16 protein-coding genes and 1 tRNA gene are annotated in these 17,661 nt (G+C 42.5%); 10 read left to right on the forward strand and 7 right to left on the reverse strand.

Annotated elements, in window-relative coordinates; translation table 11 throughout:
• Positions 1-237 precede the first annotated feature (237 nt).
• Both AC2SLO_RS04330 and AC2SLO_RS04335 read left to right on the forward strand, forming a co-directional pair.
• The gene (locus AC2SLO_RS04330) at positions 238-639 is read left to right on the forward strand and encodes a (deoxy)nucleoside triphosphate pyrophosphohydrolase (RefSeq protein ID WP_486542234.1); all 402 of its coding nucleotides are present in this window, start codon (positions 238-240) and stop codon (positions 637-639) included.
• Positions 636-3,476: a DEAD/DEAH box helicase gene (locus AC2SLO_RS04335; protein WP_486542232.1), complete on the forward strand. Its 2,841-nt coding sequence runs from the start codon at positions 636-638 to the stop codon at positions 3,474-3,476. The genes AC2SLO_RS04330 and AC2SLO_RS04335 overlap by 4 nt, the downstream gene beginning before the upstream one ends.
• 28 nt (positions 3,477-3,504) lie before the next feature.
• Here AC2SLO_RS04335 and AC2SLO_RS04340 read toward each other — a convergent pair whose 3' ends face one another.
• Positions 3,505-3,714: a hypothetical protein gene (locus AC2SLO_RS04340; protein WP_486542230.1), complete on the reverse strand. Its 210-nt coding sequence runs from the start codon at positions 3,712-3,714 to the stop codon at positions 3,505-3,507.
• Between the two features lie 244 nt (positions 3,715-3,958).
• On the opposite strand from AC2SLO_RS04340, the gene AC2SLO_RS04345 reads away from it, so the two are divergent.
• Positions 3,959-5,413 carry an SLC13 family permease gene (locus AC2SLO_RS04345; protein WP_486542228.1) on the forward strand — a complete coding sequence of 485 codons (1,455 nt, stop codon included), beginning with the start codon at positions 3,959-3,961 and terminating at the stop codon, positions 5,411-5,413.
• Positions 5,414-5,640: 227 nt separating this feature from the next.
• On the opposite strand, the gene AC2SLO_RS04350 is transcribed toward AC2SLO_RS04345, so the two are convergent.
• Together AC2SLO_RS04350 and AC2SLO_RS04355 are read right to left on the reverse strand one after the other, a co-directional pair.
• Positions 5,641-5,727 (reverse strand) — tRNA-Leu (locus tag AC2SLO_RS04350).
• Positions 5,728-5,884: 157 nt separating this feature from the next.
• Positions 5,885-6,658, reverse strand: a complete 774-nt coding sequence (locus AC2SLO_RS04355) for a ferredoxin--NADP reductase (RefSeq protein WP_486542226.1) — start codon at positions 6,656-6,658, stop codon at positions 5,885-5,887.
• A 434-nt stretch (positions 6,659-7,092) separates the two neighbouring features.
• On the opposite strand from AC2SLO_RS04355, the gene tsaA reads away from it, so the two are divergent.
• From tsaA to gspK, 7 genes are all read left to right on the forward strand, one after another.
• A complete protein-coding gene (tsaA, locus tag AC2SLO_RS04360; protein WP_486542224.1) occupies positions 7,093-7,911 on the forward strand; it encodes a tRNA (N6-threonylcarbamoyladenosine(37)-N6)-methyltransferase TrmO in 819 nt (272 codons plus the stop codon).
• Positions 7,912-8,058: 147 nt separating this feature from the next.
• The gene (locus AC2SLO_RS04365; RefSeq protein ID WP_486542222.1) at positions 8,059-8,844 is read left to right on the forward strand and encodes a TatD family hydrolase; all 786 of its coding nucleotides are present in this window, start codon (positions 8,059-8,061) and stop codon (positions 8,842-8,844) included.
• Positions 8,845-9,004: 160 nt separating this feature from the next.
• Positions 9,005-9,685, forward strand: a complete 681-nt coding sequence (locus AC2SLO_RS04370) for a TetR/AcrR family transcriptional regulator (protein WP_486542220.1) — start codon at positions 9,005-9,007, stop codon at positions 9,683-9,685.
• A 99-nt stretch (positions 9,686-9,784) separates the two neighbouring features.
• The gene (locus tag AC2SLO_RS04375; RefSeq protein WP_486542218.1) at positions 9,785-10,513 is read left to right on the forward strand and encodes a pilus assembly FimT family protein; all 729 of its coding nucleotides are present in this window, start codon (positions 9,785-9,787) and stop codon (positions 10,511-10,513) included.
• Positions 10,513-11,103: a type II secretion system minor pseudopilin GspI gene (gene gspI / locus AC2SLO_RS04380; protein ID WP_486542216.1), complete on the forward strand. Its 591-nt coding sequence runs from the start codon at positions 10,513-10,515 to the stop codon at positions 11,101-11,103. The genes AC2SLO_RS04375 and gspI overlap by 1 nt, the downstream gene beginning before the upstream one ends.
• The gene (locus tag AC2SLO_RS04385; protein ID WP_486542214.1) at positions 11,093-12,058 is read left to right on the forward strand and encodes a type II secretion system protein GspJ; all 966 of its coding nucleotides are present in this window, start codon (positions 11,093-11,095) and stop codon (positions 12,056-12,058) included. Before gspI ends, AC2SLO_RS04385 begins: the two co-directional genes overlap by 11 nt.
• A 58-nt stretch (positions 12,059-12,116) precedes the next feature.
• Positions 12,117-13,175, forward strand: a complete 1,059-nt coding sequence (gspK, locus tag AC2SLO_RS04390) for a type II secretion system minor pseudopilin GspK (RefSeq protein ID WP_495637091.1) — start codon at positions 12,117-12,119, stop codon at positions 13,173-13,175.
• A gap of 19 nt (positions 13,176-13,194) precedes the next feature.
• Here gspK and AC2SLO_RS04395 read toward each other — a convergent pair whose 3' ends face one another.
• From AC2SLO_RS04395 to ychF, 4 genes are all read right to left on the reverse strand, one after another.
• Positions 13,195-13,890, reverse strand: coding sequence for a TetR/AcrR family transcriptional regulator (locus tag AC2SLO_RS04395; protein WP_486542210.1), 696 nt, complete (start codon positions 13,888-13,890; stop codon positions 13,195-13,197).
• 143 nt (positions 13,891-14,033) lie between these two features.
• On the reverse strand, positions 14,034-15,527 hold the full coding sequence (locus AC2SLO_RS04400; protein ID WP_486542208.1) for a deoxyguanosinetriphosphate triphosphohydrolase: 1,494 nt from the start codon (positions 15,525-15,527) through the stop codon (positions 14,034-14,036).
• Between the two features lie 176 nt (positions 15,528-15,703).
• On the reverse strand, positions 15,704-16,315 hold the full coding sequence (locus AC2SLO_RS04405) for a hypothetical protein (RefSeq protein WP_486542206.1): 612 nt from the start codon (positions 16,313-16,315) through the stop codon (positions 15,704-15,706).
• Between the two features lie 187 nt (positions 16,316-16,502).
• A complete protein-coding gene (gene ychF, locus AC2SLO_RS04410) occupies positions 16,503-17,594 on the reverse strand; it encodes a redox-regulated ATPase YchF (protein ID WP_486542204.1) in 1,092 nt (363 codons plus the stop codon).
• Positions 17,595-17,661: the final 67 nt, after the last annotated feature.

Consider the following 17,661-nt stretch of genomic DNA (forward strand, 5'->3'; position numbering starts at 1 on the left):
AAAACCGGGGGCCGATATCTCTAGAGTTTTTGTTAAAACATAGAGTAGCGTGTAAAACAGTCAACGGGGAGGTTAAGATATGTTTCTGGTGTCTAAACCCTTATTATAATGCGATAAATATTTGATAAAGTGATAGATGTCAGTGATATTGGTAATTTAATCAAGCATATATAATCTTTAAAATAGCGGCATTTAATAAAAATAATAGTATTTATAAATTTTAAGGGCATGGAAAAAATGAAACAAGTGAATGTAGCGGCAGCGATTATTACAAATAATGACAAGATATTATGTGTTCAAAGGGGTCCTAATAAACTTGAGTACATTTCAAAAAAGTTTGAATTTCCAGGCGGCAAAATAGAATCGGGTGAGTCACCACAAGAGACTGTGGTTAGAGAGATTTACGAAGAGCTGAAAATGAACGTGGCTGTTGAACAAGACTTTTTAATTGTGAATCACGAGTATCCTGATTTTAAGATTCAAATGCATGCATTTATCTGTTCGACGCCAACCAGAGAGTTTGAGCTTTCAGAGCACATCTCATTTAAGTGGTTGAATGTTAGTGAACTAAAGCAGCTAGATTGGGCTGCTGCTGATATTCCTATCGTCAATAAATTGGTTGAGGAGATGGCTAGATGATGGAGATTAACTCTCTGGATCAAAGCCTAAAAAAGAGCTTTATCAACAAACATTATAATGCCAATAAAAATTATCAGGCTGCTTTGCTGACCAATGATAAAAAAGAAGGTAAGAAGTTTTTATCTACTTTATTAAGAGAGCTTAGTGGCTGCGATGAGTTTTATATCTCTGTCGCTTTCGTGACAAATAGCGGTGTCGCAACCATTATTAATTGCCTGCAAGAGCTTGAGAAAAAAAACGTTAAAGGGACGCTACTTGTTTCGCAATACTTAAACTTTACCCAGCCTGATGCGTTAAGAAAGTTGTCTAAATTTAAGAATATTGTTTTAAAAATTGCGACCAATAACTTTCACTCAAAAGGCTATTTGTTTAAACACGGTCGTACAAATAACGTCATTATTGGCAGTAGTAATCTTACTGCAAGTGCCCTTTGTTCCAATAAGGAGTGGAATCTAAAAGTTTCAACTACTGGTGATGGACTGCTATATGAGCAAGTCATTAGTGAATTTGATAAAGAGCTTGCGGTAGCGAAAGATGTCACGCCTGACTTTATTCAAGAGTATTCACAGGTTTGGAATAGAGCAAAGTTACTCAGACAGCAGGTTAAGGTTGCAGAGGAAAAGGTCATACCTAAGTTAGTCACGCCAAATCGAATGCAGCATGAGGCCTTAAAAAACCTAAGTGATTCACGTAAACAGGGTAAGAATAAAGCGCTCATTATTTCTGCGACGGGAACAGGTAAGACCTATTTATCTGCCTTTGATGTACAGCAATATCGGCCTAAAAAGTTCTTATTCATTGTGCATAGAAGAACGATTGCTGAAGATGCAATGCGAACTTTTAAAAGCTTATTAGACCCTAAAATATCTATGGGTTTATTCTCGGGTCAATATAAGGAGACCGAATGTGACTATCTGTTTTCGACTGTACAAACCTTATCAAAACAAGAAAACTTAGATCTATTTAGTCCTGAGTATTTTGACTACATCGTTATTGATGAAACCCACAGGGCAGGCGCGCATTCATATAAGGCGATATTAAAGCACTTTAATCATGGTTTCTTACTAGGAATGACAGCGACGCCAGAACGTACGGATGGGGCTAATATCTTTGAGTTGTTTAGTTACAATCTTGCTTATGAGATTAGACTGCATCGTGCGCTTGATGAAGGTATGCTATCGCCATTTCATTATTATGGGGTGACAGATATAACTGTTAATAATGAAGTCATTGATGAGCATTCAGACTTTAATAAATTGACTAGCCAAGAGAGAGTGAGCCATATTATTGCCAAATCCAAATTCTATGGTACCGACTCTGGAGAAGTGAGGGGTCTGGTATTTTGTTCGAGCAATAAAATTTCGGCACAACTGGCCGATGAATTTAACAGGCAGGGCTATCCTTCTATTGCTTTATCAGGTGCAAGTTCAGAGGATGACAGAGTAGAGGCGATTCGACGGCTAGAGAGCAAAGACAGTGACAAAATTGACTATATCTTTACGGTAGATATTTTCAACGAAGGTATCGACATACCGAGCGTGAATCAAATTATGATGTTAAGACCGACTCAGTCGGCTATCATCTTTGTACAGCAATTGGGTCGAGGTCTAAGAAAAGCAGAAGGTAAAGAGTATCTAACGGTTATCGACTTTATAGGCAATTATTCCAATAACTATTTAGTGCCTATTGCCTTGTATGGTGACCGCTCGTTTAACAAAGATACGATTCGAAAACTGATTCGAAGTGGCAGTGATTTTATTCCAGGTGCATCGACCGTTAATTTTGATGAGATAGCACGAGAAAAGATTTTTGAGTCTATCAAAAATGCCAATATGCAAAAGTTAGCGGACTTAAAAAAGGACTACGAGGAATTAAAACATAAGACGGGTAGAATCCCGATGATGATGGATTTCATCAAGTATGGCTCAAGAGACCCGTGGTTATTCGCATCATATTCAAAGTCTTATTTAAACTTCATTAAAAGAGTTGAAAACGATTATCAAGGTACAGTTTCACCAGATTTAAAGACACTTCTAGAGCTGTTTACGCTTAATATCAATAACGGCAAGCGTGTTGAGGAAAGTTTATTACTACGACGACTGATTAAAGAGGGTAGTCTACATAAAGACGACTTTATAAGCGCAATACAAAGCATGTATGGCTATATTATTGATGATAAAACCATCAAATCAATGCTGATTAATATTAACTTTAATTTCATCAAAAAAGACTATGACAATATTAGGCTAGAAGATGATGTCTTTAAATTAGGTAAAGACGTAAAAAAGGCATTAGAAAACAATACGTTTAAGCTATTTTTAGTTGATTCGATTGAATATTCCATTACCACATTTAACGCTGTTTTTTCTGATAAAGAGTACGTCGATGGTCTACTTAGATATCACAAATACAGCAGGAAAGATGTTTGCCGATTACTAAACTGGGAACATGATATTAGTAGTACTGTTTACGGGTATAGAACAAGAAATGAGGTCACACCTTGCTTCGTTACCTATCATAAGGCAGAAGAGTTAGAAGGTGATATTAATTACAACGACCACTTTATTAATCCTTCTGATTTTGCTTGGGAGTCACGATCAAACAGAAAACTTAGCAGTGCTGAGATTAAGAACGTTATCGACTCTAAGCGCATACTTTTATTTGTTAAAAAAGAAGATGGTGAAGGCACAGATTTTTATTATTTAGGCGATGTTGCCATTGAGCCAGATTCGATTGAGCAAGGGGAGACTGACAAAGGTCAGCCAGTCGTTCATTTTAGATTCTTACTTGATAAGCCAGTGGAAGACTCGCTTTATGATTATTTGATTCAGGAGTAGACCCTTTAGAAAAAAAAGCTATCATAACCTACTCCGCCCACAGGCGCAGTAGATTATGATAGCTCTTATTAAGCTTATCGAGTTGCTCATTAATTAGTGTATCTTTGATTGAAATCGAGGTCGAATTGGCATTGGTATTGGCTTGTAATTGCTGACGTAGCAAAATATGACTGATGTCTGAATCATGCAAAAGCTGACGTTTTTCATCACTGCGCACAAGGCTTTGAATCCACGTCACCACCGTCAAACATAGGGAGAGTCAATATTAAGAGTGGGGTCTAAAGCACTCAACTAATTTATCGCTTATCAATTTTGGGTCTTAACTATAGTCGTTGTAGCCGGTGCAGTCTTCAGTCTCGAAATAACTGTTAAGTAAAAAATTGACGGTCTGTTATGATAGTTAATTAATTGGTTTAAATGTTGTGATATAGTTGAGAAGAATTAAAAGGGATACACAACTACTTTATGGATAAGGATGTCCGATGACAGAGCCTAATAACGTACGACCATCGCCCAATGACAATCAAAACTTAGACAACCACATACCCAATGATGGCAATGAATACCTATTTACCGATACTTTTCCCAAGGGTACTGGCAAAGGCTTAATTGTTGTTGCCTTGTTTGCTGCTATTAGCCTGATACTTTTTAATGTCTTACCCTTTGATGTTAATGTGAATAAGGGCTTGTCCTTATTAGTATTCATCGGTGGGCTTTGGCTGACCGAAGCTATTCACGTTACCATCACAGCACTATTGGTGGCGATTATTGGTGCAGTCATTGGTATTCCAGATTTTGATACCACCAAAGCGCTATCAAGCTTCTCGAACCCTCTTATTTATCTATTTTTTGGTGGTTTTGCGCTGGCAGCCGCTCTGCATGTACAAAAGCTTGATGCCAAAATTGCATTAAATATCATTGCTTTATCTGGTGGGCGACTGGGTAATGCGGTGATGCTACTATTTGCAGCAACTGCGTTTTTATCCATGTGGATATCAAATACAGCAACCACGGCGATGATGCTGCCTCTTGCTATTGGTATGTTGACACAAGTAGATAGAGAGAAGGACCGTGGTACCTTTGTGTTTATTTTACTGGGTATCGCATTCTCTGCCAGTATCGGCGGCCTAGGCTCAATTACCGGCTCCCCACCAAACGGCATTGCTGCAGAAGCGCTGCAACTATCAAACGCAGATTGGATGAAATTTGGTATTCCAATGATGCTGGTACTGCTGCCATTATTAATCGGTGCGATGTATTTGTTCTTAAAACCGAACTTAAATGTTAAGTTCACACAAGTAAAAGCCGCTGATATTCCATGGACTAAGTCTAGGGTATTAACCATTATTATCTTCGCACTAACGGTACTTGCTTGGATATTCAGTAAGAAGATTGGTGCTACCTTTGGTATCGCAAAGACAGATACCATCATTGCATTGTCAGCCGCTGCCGCTGTGGTCAGCTTCGGGCTAGTCTCTTGGAAGCAGGTATCTGATAACACCGATTGGGGTGTATTGATGCTATTTGGCGGCGGTATTGCGCTGTCTAATGTATTGAAACTATCCGGTGCTTCTGTGGTGATGGGGGAGACGGTGGCAGGCGCGTTAGCAACTGCACCCCTGTTTATCATCTTATTGGCGATGGCATTATTTATTATATTCCTAACCGAGTTTGCCTCGAATACAGCCTCAGCGGCATTACTGGTACCTATTTTCGTCGCTATTGCAGAGCAGATGGGTATACCGACACATGTATTAGTGATGATTATTGGTATCGGTGCTTCATGTGCGTTTATGTTACCTGTGGCAACTCCGCCCAATGCTATTGTGTTTGGTACCGGATTGATTAAGCAATCCGAGATGGTACGAACTGGCGTTTTATTAAATATTATTGCATCCGTTATCGTTGGATCATGGGCCTACTTTTTCTTGATGTAGACCCGTATCCAATTTTAAACTGCTAATAATAAGGCCCTTGGTATTAATCAATAACAGGGGCCCTCCTATATAGTCAGCGAACTACTAAACGGTTACGGTGTCAACCTCGCTAAGCCTATACTTGCCATACTTGTATTTGGCTGCCTTGTAATCGTTTTAGACTCATCTGATATAGAGTTAATAGACACAAAAAAGCCCCTAAATGAATTTAGGGGCTTAATTATATATGGTACCGGTGGTCGGACTCGAACCGACACGCTTTTAAAGGCAACGGATTTTGAATCCGTCGTGTCTACCAATTCCACCACACCGGCATGTAGGGTTAGCTTGCTGTTAATTCTGAATCATATATAAATATGATAGGTAACAGGGTAGTTAAGCTAGGAGCCGTATTATAGCAACTTCTCAAACACGGTCAAGAAGTTTTATTGCCAATTTACGGCTCATAAGTATTTATTCATCACACAATCACTAACCAACGAAAGCACGCTCAACCACATAATCCGCAGGCTCACCCATACGAGGGGATACTGTTAGGCCAAAGCCATCAAGGATTTCAGAGATATCAGCGTTAAAAGGCATGCTACCACAGACCATGACACGGTCATCGTCTTTGTTAATCGGTGGTAAGCCGATGTCTTCAAACAGCTTGCCAGACTTCATCAAATCAGTGATGCGGCCTTCATTACGGAACGCTTCGCGCGTTACGGTTGGGTAATAGATGAACTTCTCTTTAAACCAGTCGCCGAACAATTCATCATTAGGCAGCTCTTCTTCAAACATTTCGCGATATGCTAAATCTTCAACCTTACGCACAGTATGGCATAAAACGATTTTATCAAATCTCTCAAAGACTTCGGGGTCACGAGACAGCGCTAAGAAAGGCGCAAGACCGGTACCCGTAGACAGCATATAAAGGTTTTTGCCCGGTAATAGGTCGTCTAAGACTAAAGTGCCCGTCGGTTTCTTACTGATCATAAGTTCATCGCCGACTTTAATATGCTGTAGACGTGAGGTTAATGGACCGTCTTGTACTTTGATTGAAAAGAACTCTAAATGCTCTTCATAGTTTGGACTCGCGATAGAGTAAGCACGCATCAATGGCTTACCATCTACCATAAGACCAATCATGGCAAATTCGCCATTACGGAAGCGTAAGCCGGCGTCACGGGTTGTCTTAATAGAGAATAAAGAGTCATTCCAGTGGTGTACGTGTGTCACTGTTTCAGTGTGAAATTTTGACATAAAGGCCTCAATAAAAAATGATGGCAAAGAATTAAAAAAAGAGTTTTCTTATAAGAACAAGGACTAAAACATCGTTATGTTATGGTGCCATCGACTGATTATTTAAACGATTAACTTACTAAGCAGTGCGATGGTACATTATATTAGGTAGCAACTTTATTAATATTGACAGTATCGAGTTAATACAAGCCGAACCTAAGGGGTAATTCAAAGATGCACATCATAACAAATTATTGCTTATCATAACGGCAATAAGTGTAAAAATGGATGAATGTTTCATAGTAAAATGGAATAACAGATGCTCAAAACAATATAAGGCCGCATTTTAGACTGCTTATATTCTGGCTTTTACAGTCTAACGATTCATTTCATTTATTTAATACAACTACTTTTTTAATTATTATTCGACTATTAAAGGTACCTCACCCACAGCCATGTCGCAGCCTCATACACAATATCCCCAGCTCACCTTGCCGATTATTGGGTATCACCGCTCTGCCTTATCTCAAAAGTTTGGCATTCCACGTCAGCCAAATCTAGTGGCATTATCGAGTGTGATAGAGATGGTCGCACCCTACGATACACCTGACGCTTTTATGGGTATTGAGGACTTTAGCCATTTGTGGATTACTTGGCATACCCATCATAATCATTTAAAACAAGCAGCTAATTCTCAGACAAATGCAGCAGAGGACTTTAAACCAAAAGTGCGTCCACCGAGATTGGGTGGTAATACCAAACTTGGGGTATTTGCCACACGTAGCACCTATCGTCCATCACAATTGGGACTGTCCGTGGTCAAATTGGTGCGGGTAGAAGTCGCTTCAGGTTCGGTGCGACTGCATATCAGTGGGGCGGATATGGTAGATGGCACGCCGATTGTCGATATCAAACCCTATATTAGCTATAGCGATGCGCTAAGTGATGCCGTGAGCGGATTTGCTCCTGATAAGCCGCCGCTTAAGCAGGTAATAGTAACGCCTGAGGCCCAGTCTGATTTTGACACTTACTGTCAGCAAGCGGCCAGTACATTAACTCTGGATGATAGGGGTGTCATTATTCAGCTCATTGCGCAAGACCCACGTCCAGCGTATCGTCAGCATGAAAGTGAGCGGGTGTTTTTTATGAGATATAAACACTATGATATCGGCTTTTGCCAAGCAAGTGAGCAGGTGCTAAAAGAGGGTGCTGATTTGCAGCCTATTAATGAGGATATATTGCAAATCGTCTCGATACAGCCTGTTGATTCATAACCTTTACGACAGCAAAATAAAGGCTTTAAATAGTCAGTGCCGTTAAGCGGTGCTTGAATTTGTCTCAGTTGTCACGATAATAAGTAGATACGACAATTATGTGCAATATTATTCACAAAACCCTTATTTGATTTAAAAAGAGTATTTATGTTTACAGATAGCCACTGCCACCTAAACCGTTTAGATTTAAGCAAATATGATGGCAAACTCGACGGTGCCATTGCCGCAATGAAAGAGGCAAATGTGAGCCGAGCCATGGCCATTATGTGCGACTTTGCTGAATACGATGAGATTTACGACATCATTACAACGCATGGCGATGATAAGCTAAATCTAGGTATGAGTGTGGGTATCCACCCGTGTGAAGACTTGGCAGTTTTAAAATCGGCGACCACTGAGCGCCTTGTTGATATGGCTTCAAAAGACCATGTGTGGGCCATTGGTGAGACAGGGCTTGATTACTACTGGAGTGATGAGAATAAGCAGGAGCAGCAAGCGAGTCTTGCGCGTCATATACATGCCAGTCAAAGCCTAAAGAAGCCGCTAATTATTCATACCCGCGAGGCCAAGCATGACACCATTGATATTCTAAAAGCTGAAAAAGCAGAGCACGGCATCATTCACTGCTTTACAGAAGATTGGGATACCGCAAAAAAGGCGTTGGATTTGGGCTTTTATATCTCATTTTCGGGCATTGTTAGCTTCAAAAACGCGCAAAGCTTACGTGATGCTGCGGTTAAAGTACCCAAAGACCGTCTGCTTATTGAAACCGACAGCCCTTACTTAGCACCGGTACCTAAGCGCGGTAAGTCGAATGAGCCTGCGTATGTGCCCTATGTCGCAGCGTGCTTGGCAGATTTGTTTGATATGAGTCAGGAGCAGGTTGCACAGCTCACAACAAAAAACTTCGAGGATTTACTGGCACAATACTAATAAAATGGGTATCCTATGCAAGGTTATGACCAATGAGTCATACCTCTTTTTTATTGGATTTGTGTTTAAAGCTCGGTGCTAGAGCGTCATTTGTTCAATACATCACCGAGCTTTAACGCCAGATATTTTTATTAAAGTTTATACAAGGTTAGGAGTTTGCATGAGCAGGCAGCAGCAATTCAAGAACCGCGAAGAGAAGATTTTAGCCACCGCTGAGCAACTCTTACTTGAAGCAGGTAGTGGTGATATTACGTTAGACAGTTTGGCTGATCAATTAGATCTGGCCAAAGGGACATTGTATAAGCACTTTTCAAGTAAAGATGAGCTATATCTTCGTATTATTATTCGTTATGAAGAGCAGTTATTTAATATTAATAAAATCGATGACTGTGCTGCAGCTGGTGTCTCACGCATGATTTTGCAGCAGCTATTTAATCCGCAAAAAGCGCTATTGTTTAATCAGATTGAAGAGCGTCTAGCAGCGTCAGCCCACGGTTTGAACCGTATGTTTGGCGAGTTATATGAAATCAGACGCGCACGCATGAAGCGTTTGATTGATATCACCAGTCAGTATCTAAAAAGCCAAAACAGCGGCTTAAGTACGCGCGATTATCTGTCTACCATTTGGTCAATCGGTCAGGGCGGTGCAAGCCTGCTTAACTCAAGCTTCTATCAGCGTTATTTGGGTCGACGCGATACGCTACGTTTAGCGTTAGTGCGTCAGATGCTTGATTTACCAAAACAGTATCCAAGCCTAAACGAAGTTGACGATGATATGGTTGATTTGATGAAGCAAATTGATTCAGAAAGCGAAGCTCATTTACAATCTAAAACCTCCTAATCCTTCCTAATAATATAACCTGTACTAGACGAGTTAATCATATCGTTAAACGATAAACCAACGACCACCAATTTATTTATATAGCATAGGGCATAGCCTATGACACAAGCACCAAAACGTGACAGCCGACATCAGCCTGTGGTTTATTCTACTAAGTCACAGCACGGCTTTACGTTAATTGAGCTCATGGTGGTGGTGGTTATTTTATCTATTTTTGCTGGCATGATGACGTTATCAGTCGGTAGTACCGAATCTCGCAAAAACCGTGCCTTTTATGAGCATCTGATTGACAGCTTAAGCTATGTGCGACTGGTGTCAGCGGAGCGTATGCAGCCGATGGGTCTGGTCATGCAGGCGGATAATCAAGGTCAAGTACAACCCGTTATTGTAACGCTCAATAATGCCTATGCGCCCTTTGAAGCTGCGGCTCAAAACACCCAATCAGGGTCATCAGCCAGTAGCCGAAACAGTATGCAACTGACAGCGATGTCAAGAGACGGTGCACAAACTACGCCAAGCTGGGTAGTCGATCCGGATATGGATTTACCGCAGTTACCGTCTAATGTCAGTATTGACGTCAGCCCGCTTGATACAGTCGCCTCGCAAAGTGGTGCTAATGCCGCTAATAATATGTCCTTTTCTTTTTCAACATCCCAACCTGAGACCAACCAATTACAGCCTTGGTTTTTGGGTACAGACGTGCCGCAAGCTTTATGGTTTGGGACAGGAGAGGCAGCGCCTGCTCGAATTGAGGTAAGACACAATGGGCGTCTAGTCGGTGATGCCATTATCTTATTGCCGGATGGGCGACTTAAGGTGGGTGAATAATGAGACCTACAATTAACGATTCATTACAGTCTCAAACACTGCATACATCTGCTCAGCAAGGGTTTACCTTAATTGAGGTCATGGTAGCGCTTGCTATACTAGCAACCGTTGCTGTGGTTGCTAGTCAGGCAAGTGGCACGTATCTGCGCTCCGTTGATAATCTAAAGACACGTACCTTAGCCCATTTTGTGGCACAAAATACTGCGGCGGATCTACAAATAAGCCCACAATGGCCGCAAAGTACCCAAGTCAATAAAGTAGTTGGCCAAGGCAGAACGTGGCAAGTTTCCATCGTGCCTATGAGCATAGACGAGGTATTAGGTGAAGGGAGTGGCAACTATTCTGTGAGTAATATAGAGGACAGTATTCGTCCGCTATCTATCGAAGTGGCTCCCATCAATGAGCAGACAAACGAGGTACAGCATTCAATTGCTGATGTCACCCTGTTGGTGCCTAATCCGAGTAATACTCAAGGCAAGGTGTTAAATCAAACTTCAAGTCCTGCAACAGGTATAACCAATACCGCTGTGCCGCCTGCAAATGCCAATGCTAATTTGAATGTAAATGACGGTAATCAAGATGCCAATTAAAGCCAACAGCCATCAACAAAATGGATTTACGCTCTTAGAGTTGATGGTAGCGATGGCCATCTTTGCTATGCTAGCTGTGGCAGGCTGGCAGGTTTTTGACAGTCTAAGCCGCAGTAAAGAACGTGCTAAACTTCAGCTGGACGTTTTGACCGAACTGCAATACGGCTACGCTCAAATACAGCGCGATATGTTACAAGCCGCACCATATCAGCAGCCAACTCAGGCAGCCGCTAATCGTCCAAATAACTCAAGCCAAAATGCTCAAAATGAGTCAGTAGTCGATGAAAACTCACAAGCGTCAAACCCTGCAACTGTAGGCGTCGTGTCACTCGCTTTGGCTGCTTTTGAGCTTAAGAAAAACGAGTTGAGTTTTGTGCGTTATGCTGACCCTGATCCCCGTTATGCGCGCTCGCCAAGTTTAGAGCGTATCGTCTATGTGTTTGATCAGGGTAACTTAATTCGTCAACGTTATCGTAGTCTAGAGCCCGGAACTAATGAGCACCCCTTACAAAGTGTTGTGTTAAAAAAAGTCACTGGTGGTCAGTTTCACGTCTTATTACCGCAACCTGCCACACTCTTTCCAGAAGAACAAAGTCTGTCCACTAATACCACTATCAATGGCCCAGAAAATGAGGAGTCGCCACCTTTGCTCCCTAAAGGCTTACAGGTGAGTTTTAATATTCAATTGGGCAGTGAGGATATTCCAATTTCTTGGACGTATGCGCTAAGTCCATTACCGCCCAAATCAGCCCAAGCTAGCAATGCTATTCAGAATAATAATAGGACCAATAATAACGGGAGTGCTGACCAAAACGGTGTCCCCGATGAGAATAATACAGCCAATGGAAGCAGTGGCACTACGAACACTAACACGGAATCTAATACTAATACCAGTAATGGTAATGCCAACTCAAGCACTAACCAGAATGTAGGGGCTACCGATGCGTCATTCTAAGCTGACATCGACAGTCAACACACTATCTATTAGTAGACACAAAAAGGGTTTAAGCCCTGTGTCCTATGACCATCAGCAAGGTGTAGCGCTATTGACCGTATTGTTATTGGTCGTTGCTATTACCGTTGTTGCAGGCTCTATGATGGCCAGTCAACGTCTGTCTTTGCGCCAATATGAGCTGTTAGTCACTCAAGATGAAATTGTTCAGGATATCCGTGCTGCAGAAGATTTGGCGGCGACCTTAATTGCGGCTGATGCTAAGGTCAATGATAGCGATAGCCTGCAAGATGCTTGGGCTCAGCCAATGATAACCACTGCACTAGGTGGACATGATATTCGGCTGACCATCAAAGATGCATCTGCTCGGTTTAATGTGAATAATTTATATCATGATGGTGAGGTTGATCAGCAAGCGCTTGAAGTCTTTCAGCGTTTATTAAGTCAATTGGGTCATGAGCCGAATCTGGCGTATGCAGTGCTAGATTGGCAGGATGCAGATGATGAGGCCTTTGAACAAGGCAGTAGTGAGTCAGAGGTTTATTTAAATAAAAACTCAGCTCAGTCGGCGGCAAGTACGATTCCTAATCAGCCGTTTTTAAGCGTGGAGCAGCTTAGCTCAGTGACAGGGTTTACGCCTGAGATTATCACCTCATTAAAGCCTTATATTATCGCTGTACCTTATTACTTACCGATTAATGTGAATACTGCCGAACCAATGTTATTAAGCGCTTTGGCCAAGGACATTCAGCCAGAGCCGTTTGAGCCTTGGGTGACCGCTCGGCAAACAGCGCCGACTGAGAATATCAGTGACTTATTGCAACAAGCACCGTGGTCGAGTATAGAGGCGGTGCAAGGCGATTCACCGTCGTTGATTGACAGTCGCAGCCATGGCTTTTATGTGTTGATTGATGTGGTTGTCAAGAAAAGAGAAGAAGAGCAGCACCGCTATGCCACTACTTTTATCAGTAAGCTAAGTACTGAGTCTGAGGGTGAAGAGAGCAGTAATTCGGGTGCAGTCTTTGGAGCAGGAGGTATGAATGGCTCTGATGCAGCAGCGGCATCTGTCACCATTGAGCCATTTGGTACACGTTTGTGGACCTACCGCCCTGCTTTTTAGTCTTATTTGAATGTCATATTTAATCGTTTTCTAAAAATGTCTTTTCACTAGAGCGCCAGTTTTCAGCACCATAAAACAGCATTTGCGCCTGACGGGTACATTGACGCAGCATTTGCTCTTTTTTGGCTTCTAAATTTTCAACATCCACATCTTCATCATGCGTTTGCGAGTAGGTTAAATCCAACCAATCGATAATCCATGTCAAAAATAGATTTAATCCAGCCTCCGCTAATAGACGTCTGTCCTTAGCGTTAATATGTTTAAAGGCCGGCTGAATGCCAAGATCTTCACTCATGATTTGCGCGAACAGTTTGATTTGAGCATCAATGGCATTGCGTACCGACTCTGAGCCGCCAAAACGTTCACTGACCATAAACTGCCAGTAACGAGGGTGGGCGTCGATGGAGGCAAAAAACAGCTGAATGCTTTTGGCAATCTGACGATCGTAACTGCGGGTGCGCCCCATTTGCAGGCCGCTACGTAGAGTCGACAGTGCCTCGCCTAATTCTTCTTCTACTAAGCTGCGTCCCAAAGACTCCATATCGTCAAAATGGCGATAAAAAGCGGTGGGTACTACGCCAACCTCACGGGTGACTTGGCGTAAGCTGATTGACCCAAACGACTGTCCCATCATGCACAAATCAAGCACCGCATTAAAAAAGGCTTGGCGGGTCTGTTTTTTCTTTTGTTCGCGACTGTTTAAGGGTGTGGTCATATCAGCGGTCTCAATAAATAAAAGTGAATCGTATCGCTTAATAATAGCATCTTCAAAAGCGAATAACGCAGCCAAGTCTTTACAAGGTAGTAACTAAAATTTTCAAAGGCACAAAGTGATAACTGATAGCAACGCTCATTAGCTTACCAACCTTTATCACCAATACCATTTAAATCTTGCGCCAGATGGTAGGCCTCATGGTCATTCATACCGGTCAGATAGTCTAGGATATTTAAAGCATTATCATAAATATCTTCGCCCAATTGACGGTTGAGCGTATGCAAATGCTGATTAAGCAACTGGGTTAAATGCTTTTGCTCAAAATGCATCGGCTGTTTGGTCACGGGTAATAAGGCCAGCGGCATAAAGGCATCCAGTAGTGTTTGCAGACAGCGATTGGCCATCAGCTCCATACGTACTTTGCTAGGGTGAGCAAAGATTTGACTGGATGCTAAGTTCTTGGCACGCGCAATACCGTTACAGACACTGGGCTCACAATGATCAAATAAACTGCCTTCAAGTTCACCGGCGAGCAAGGCATCGGCATGCGTTACAAAGGCTTGGGTCACTTTATCGACCAAGCGCATCATGGCACGTCCGCGTAGAGCAGCCAATTTTTGTACGATAGGTGCATTGTTTGTCACTTCAGGTGGCGCGCCACGAGAGCCGATAAGCTCTAACATGAGTGGCTCGACATCCTGATAATTTATCATATTTAAATGAATGCCATCCTCCAAATCAATCAGCGCATAACAAATATCATCAGCGGCTTCTAACAGATAAGCAAGCGGATGGCGTGCATAACCATCATGATTGGGCGAGTAGGGTAGTTTTAATTGGCTGGCTAATTTGTCTAATAAATGGGCATCGTTATTAAAGCAGCCATATTTATTAATATTTAGCGCACCGATGGGAGAGAGGGCTTGCGACTCACTACTTTGATTGTACGAGCCATTATTTGAATGGGTATCTATGATATTGCTATGCTCAGCAAGCCACGGATATTTCATAAATGCGCCCAAAGTGGCACAGGTCAGGCGCATACCACCGCGATCAGGATGGTGCTCGTTACGGGTTAATAATCGAAAGCCTTGAGCATTGCCTTCATAACCCTGCAAATCAAGTCGTTGCTCTGGCGCTATATGGCTCAAAAACGCCTGTTGGCTAGGCTGATTAAACCAATCACGAATGGCGTATTCGCCGGCATGACCAAAGGGCGGATTACCGATATCATGTGCAAGACAAGCCGCTTGCACAATGACACCGACATCGCCGACACTGACTCCGCGCGGCAGACCATCAGACAGGGTATCTTGTAATTTTTCTGCTGCCATCATACCCAGTGAGCGCCCAATGCAAGACACCTCAAGTGAGTGAGTTAGTCGGGTGTGAATGCCCATTTGATTGGTTAATGGATGCACTTGGGTCTTTTGGTTTAGCTGACGAAAGGACTGTGAAAAAATAAGTCGATCATAGTCTTTATGAAATGGCGTGCGGGATTTTTCTTGCGGATTACGTTTTTTGATATTGCCTAAGCGGCGGTCAGTAAATAAATACGACCAGCGTTTATTGGCAGGGAGAGTAGCCGAGTGGGAAGAGTTAAGCGGATTTTTTAGATTAAGGCTAGGCTGCGTCATAGGTCACCCAATCAACAAAGTAAAAGACAGTTGCTAATTAGAATAACAGAAAAACGGATAGGCAGCCTAGCGTTGTCAGAACTGTTACCAAACGGTAAAAATTCTAGGACTAATTAGCCATTATTGATGGTTAAATGGGACTAAATCGAGCATTTAATGAATGGTTAAATCACTAACTAGGAAGCCTGTTCACATTGATACAGTCTGTTTTGCGCACTTAACTGACTTTGATCGTCAAAGGTCTTGGCTTGTACCATGCTGACCGGAACAGAAAATAGGCTGGCTTGGCCATCTTGTCGCTGCCAAACTAGGCCATGGTTCTCATCTAAACCAAGATTGCTGGTGTAGCTTTCAAGCTGCAGCGCTTTGTCTTCGGTTAAATCATATTCGATGCCGTCAATTAGTAAATGCGCTGTTTTGGGTGTGACATCCGTGTGGTAGTAAACGCTAATATCCGCTTCAGGCTCACAGTGTAAGGCAATATAATTGCTGTCATGATGGTGCTCATGGCCGTGATGTGCGTCATGCTCTGCATGCTCGCCTTCTAGAGCTTCGTGCTCGTGATGCTCATGCGTCTCGTCTTCTTCATGGTGCTCATGTATCTCGTCTTCCTCATGGTGCTCATGTATCTCATCTTCTTCATGATGCTCATGCATTGCTTCTGCAGTATCAGTTGCAGTATGTTCTGGACTGGTTTGCGAGTGATCATCAGCAGGCTGGCAAGCGGCTAGGGTAAGTATGGCAGTGACAAGGCCTAAGCCAGACAGACGAGTAAAATTGGCGGACATAAGCAATTTCCTATAATAGTATTAGCAGAATGAAAAGAATGGTGGTTGAGTTGATATGTTATATTATATCAATATCAATCCAAAATAAAGCCGATAAATCAATTATCGGCTTTATTGCTATGTTGTATTAACCGTATTTGCGAACCTTATTTATAATCTGTTTAGTATTACAGATAGGAGGTTAGTGTTATACGTTAAATCTAAAGTGCATCACATCACCGTCTTGAACGATGTAAGTTTTGCCCTCTAAGCGAGATTTACCAGCAGCGGCAGCGCCTTTCTCACCGTTATATTCGATAAAGTCTTCATAAGCAATTACTTCGGCACGAATAAAACCACGCTCAAAGTCAGTGTGAATCACACCGGCTGCTTCAGGAGCAGTCGCGCCTACTTTTACGGTCCAAGCGCGCACTTCTTTTACGCCAGCGGTAAAGTAAGTTTGCATATCAAGCAATTTATAGCCTAAGCGAATAACTTGGTCTAGACCCGCTTCTTCCATACCCATCGCTTCTAGGAAGTCAGCTTTGTCATTCTCATCAAGCTGAGAGATTTCTGCTTCGATTTGGTTGCACAGCGGCAGAACAATAGCGTCGTCTTTTGCCGCATACTCGCGTACTGCGTCTAGATAAGGGTTATTCTCAAAGCCATCTTCGCTAACGTTAGCGATATACATGGTTGGCTTTAAGGTGATTAGACCATAGCTCTTAATTAGCTTTTTCTCATCGTCATCTAGGTTTGCAGCGCGCGCAGCTTTACCTTCTGCTAGCAAAGGCTCAATCTTTTTGAACACATCAAGCGTAGCTTGTGCGTCTTTGTCATTACCCTTAGCCTTTTTGGTTAAGTTAACAATCGCACGTTCTACGGCTTCTAGGTCTGCTAAAGCAAGCTCAGTATTGATGGTCTCGATATCGTCGATTGGGCTGACACGGCCATCAACGTGAATCACGTTATCGTCGTCAAAGCAGCGAACCACGTGGGCAATCGCATCGGTCTCACGGATATTGGCTAGGAACTGGTTACCCATCCCTTCACCTTGTGATGCGCCTGCGACCAGACCAGCGATGTCTACGAACTCCATCGTGGTCGGTAATACACGCTCTGGCTGTACGATGTCAGCTAGTTTCTTTAAGCGCGGATCAGGAACAGGTACGATGCCCACGTTGGGATCTTTGGTACAAAAAGGAAAGTTTTCAGCGGCAATACCTGCTTTGGTTAATGCGTTAAATAGGGTTGATTTTCCGACGTTTGGTAAGCCCACGATGCCACAATTAAAGCCCATGTTTTGTCTCTCTTAACTTGATTTAATGAAAATTGAAATGAAGTGATGTATTGAATAGCGATATTGG

It is taken from the genome of Psychrobacter sp. CX14, assembly GCF_057396205.2.